General features: G+C 70.6%; 3 protein-coding genes. All 3 read left to right on the top strand.

Annotated elements, in window-relative coordinates; translation table 11 throughout:
* Positions 1–313, top strand: a 313-nt coding sequence (locus FNH08_RS48260; RefSeq protein ID WP_152778238.1) for an ABC transporter permease subunit, incomplete at its 5' end; no start/stop codon positions are given.
* Positions 314–342: 29 nt separating this feature from the next.
* Positions 343–1,617 (top strand): ABC transporter substrate-binding protein, encoded by a 1,275-nt coding sequence (locus tag FNH08_RS48255; protein ID WP_152778237.1) that lies wholly within the window; start codon positions 343–345, stop codon positions 1,615–1,617.
* A 76-nt stretch (positions 1,618–1,693) separates the two neighbouring features.
* The coding region (gene mgt, locus FNH08_RS48250; protein ID WP_152778236.1) for a macrolide-inactivating glycosyltransferase at positions 1,694–2,844 on the top strand (1,151 nt) is incomplete at its 3' end.

The following is a 2,844-nucleotide window of genomic DNA, read 5'->3' as shown; positions in this document are numbered from 1 at the left end:
GGACGGGGCCGGGCGGGTGCGGACGCTGGTGTCGGTCATGGCGCCGCTGCTCGCGCCCGGCATCGTGGCGACGGCGCTGTTCGCCTTCATCACCGCGTGGAACGAGTTCTTCTTCGCGCTCGTGCTCCTCAAGAGCCCGGAGAAACAGACCCTGCCGGTCGTCCTCACGCACTTCATCGGCGCCGAGGGCACCGCGGACCTCGGACCGCTCGCCGCCGCGGCCTTCCTCGCGACCCTGCCGTCCCTGGTGATCTTCGCGCTCATCCAGAAGCGGATCACGGGCGGCATGCTCGCCGGGGCGGTGAAGAGCTGATGCGCGCAATCCCCATGACCGCACCCCCGATGACCGCACGCATGCTGACCGCGGTTCTCCTGCTGCTCCTCGCGGGCTGCTCGACCGGCGGCGGGCGCGACGACGGCCGGATCACCCTGCGCTTCCAGTCCCTCGCCTGGCAGCAGGAGTCCGTGGAGGCCAACAAGGAGCTGGTGAAGGAGTGGAACGCGGCCCACCCCGACGTTCAGGTCGAGTACGTCCAGGGCAGCTGGGACGGCGTCCACGACCAGCTGCTCACCTCCTTCGAGGGCGGCGAGGCGCCCGACATCATCCACGACGCCTCCGACGACCTGGCCGACTTCGCGTACGGCGGCTACCTCGCCGACCTGAGTGACCTGCTGCCCGAGCGGCTGAGGTCCGACATCCCGCGGCGGAGCTGGGAGACGACCACGTTCGGCGACGGCGTCTACGGCGTGCCGTTCCTCCAGGAGCCGCGCGTGCTCGTCGCCAACGTCACCTGGCTGAAGGACGCGGGCGTACGCGTTCCGACCCCCGAGAAGCCGTGGACCTGGGACGAGTTCCGTTCCGTCACCGAGGAGCTGAGCGGCGACGGGAAGTACGGCGTCGCCTGGCCCCTCAAGGAACCCGTCTCGGCCACCCTCAACCTCTCCCTCTCCTCCGGCGGCCGGATGTTCCACCGGGGAGCGGACGGCAAGGTGGAGATCCGCTTCGACGACGCCGACGCACTCGTCCCGCGCACGGTGCACGACCAGGTGAACACCGACCGCAGCGCGTCGGGCGCCACGCTCGGCATGGGCGGCTCCGACACACTGCCCGGCTTCTTCGGCGGCCGGTACGCGATGGTGCCTCTCGGGTTCTCCTACCGCCAGCAGATCGTGCAGCAGGCACCCAAGGGCTTCGACTGGCAGGTGCTGCCCGCACCGGCCGGCGCCGACGGGCTCGCCCAGGGCGTCAGCCCGCAGACGCTCTCGATCGCCGAGGACAGCCCGCACCAGCGGGAGGCCGCCGCGTTCATCGACTTCGTGCTCCGGCCCGAGAACATGGTCCGTCTCGCGCTCGGCGACTGGATGCTCCCCACGGGGACGGAGGCGCTGAAGGCTCCGGCTCTGCGCACCCGGAAACACGACTGGGCCACCGGCACAGCACTCGCCGCCCACCTCCGCCCGGCGCCCGCCCAGTCCGTGCGCGGCTACCCGGAGTGGAAGGACAAGGTCGCCACTCCCGCCCTCCAGGAGTACTACAGCGGGGCGATCGGCCTGGACGAGCTGCGGGAACGGCTGGTGGAGGACGGCAATCTGGTGCTCGCCCGCTATCAGCGCTGAGAGCCCGCTGTTGAGTGGTGTGGGTCGGCGCGTAATCGAGTTGTACGAGACGTATCGTCTCGCCTACGGTCGGATCATGACCTCCCACATCGCCATGTTCTCCATCGCCGCCCACGGCCACGTGAACCCCAGCCTCGAAGTGATCCGCGAACTCGTCGCGCGCGGCCACCGGGTGACGTACGCGATCCCGCCGGTGTTCGCGGAGAAGGTCGCCGGGACCGGCGCCGAGCCGAAGCTGTGGGACTCGACGCTGCCGTCCCCCGACGACGACCCCTCGGCGTGGGGCACCACCCTCCTGGACAACGTGGAGCCCTTCCTGAACGACGCCATCCAGGCCCTGCCCCAGCTCATCAAGGCGTACGAGGGCGACGAGCCCGACCTCGTGCTGCACGACATCGCCTCGTACCCCGCCCGTGTCCTCGCCCATCGCTGGGGCGTCAGGGCGGTCTCGCTCTCGCCGTGCCTGGTCGCCTGGGACGGCTACGAGGAGGAGGTCGCCGAACCCCTGTGGGCCGAACCGAAGAAGACCGAGCGCGGCCGGGCCTACTACGCCCGTTTCCAGGCCTGGCTGGAGGAGAACGGGATCACGGAGCACCCCGACCCCTTCGCCGGACGCCCCGCCCGTTCGGTCGTCCTGATTCCGAAGGCACTCCAGCCGAACGCCGACCGGGTCGACGAGAGCGTGTACAGCTTCGTCGGTGCCTGTCAGGGGGACCGTACGGCGGAGGGCGACTGGCAGCGGCCTGCCGGCGCGGAGAAGGTGCTCCTCGTCTCCCTCGGCTCGGCCTTCACCAAGCAGCCAGACTTCTACCGCGAGTGCGTGGCCGCCTTCGGCGACCTGCCCGGCTGGCACGTGGTGCTCCAGATCGGCAGGCACGTGGACCCGGCCGAGCTCGGTCCCGTCCCGACAAACGTCGAAGTGCGGGACTGCGTACCGCAGTTGGCGGTCCTGCGGCAGGCCGACGCGTTCATCACCCACGCGGGCGCGGGCGGCAGCCAGGAGGGGCTCGCGACGGGGACGCCGATGGTCGCCGTACCGCAGGCCGCCGACCAGTTCGGCAACGCGGACGTGCTCCAGTCGCTGGGGGTCGCCCGGCGCGTGCCGATGGAGGAGGCCACGGCGGGTGCGTTGCGGGAGGCTGTGCTGTCTCTCGTGGGTGACCCGGAGGTGGCCCAGCGGCTGGGGGAGATCCAGAAGGGGATGGTGGCTGTCTCTTATACACAGCT

Origin of the sequence: Streptomyces spongiae (assembly GCF_009377185.1) — a bacterium.
Classification (GTDB): domain Bacteria; phylum Actinomycetota; class Actinomycetes; order Streptomycetales; family Streptomycetaceae; genus Streptomyces; species Streptomyces spongiae.
This window is presented reverse-complemented; position numbering and strand designations above follow the sequence as displayed.

Coding starts and splice junctions, on each gene's coding strand:
- FNH08_RS48255 (WP_152778237.1), top strand. CDS start 343: ATGACCGCACGCATGCTGACCGCGGTTCTCCTGCTGCTCCTCGCGGGC.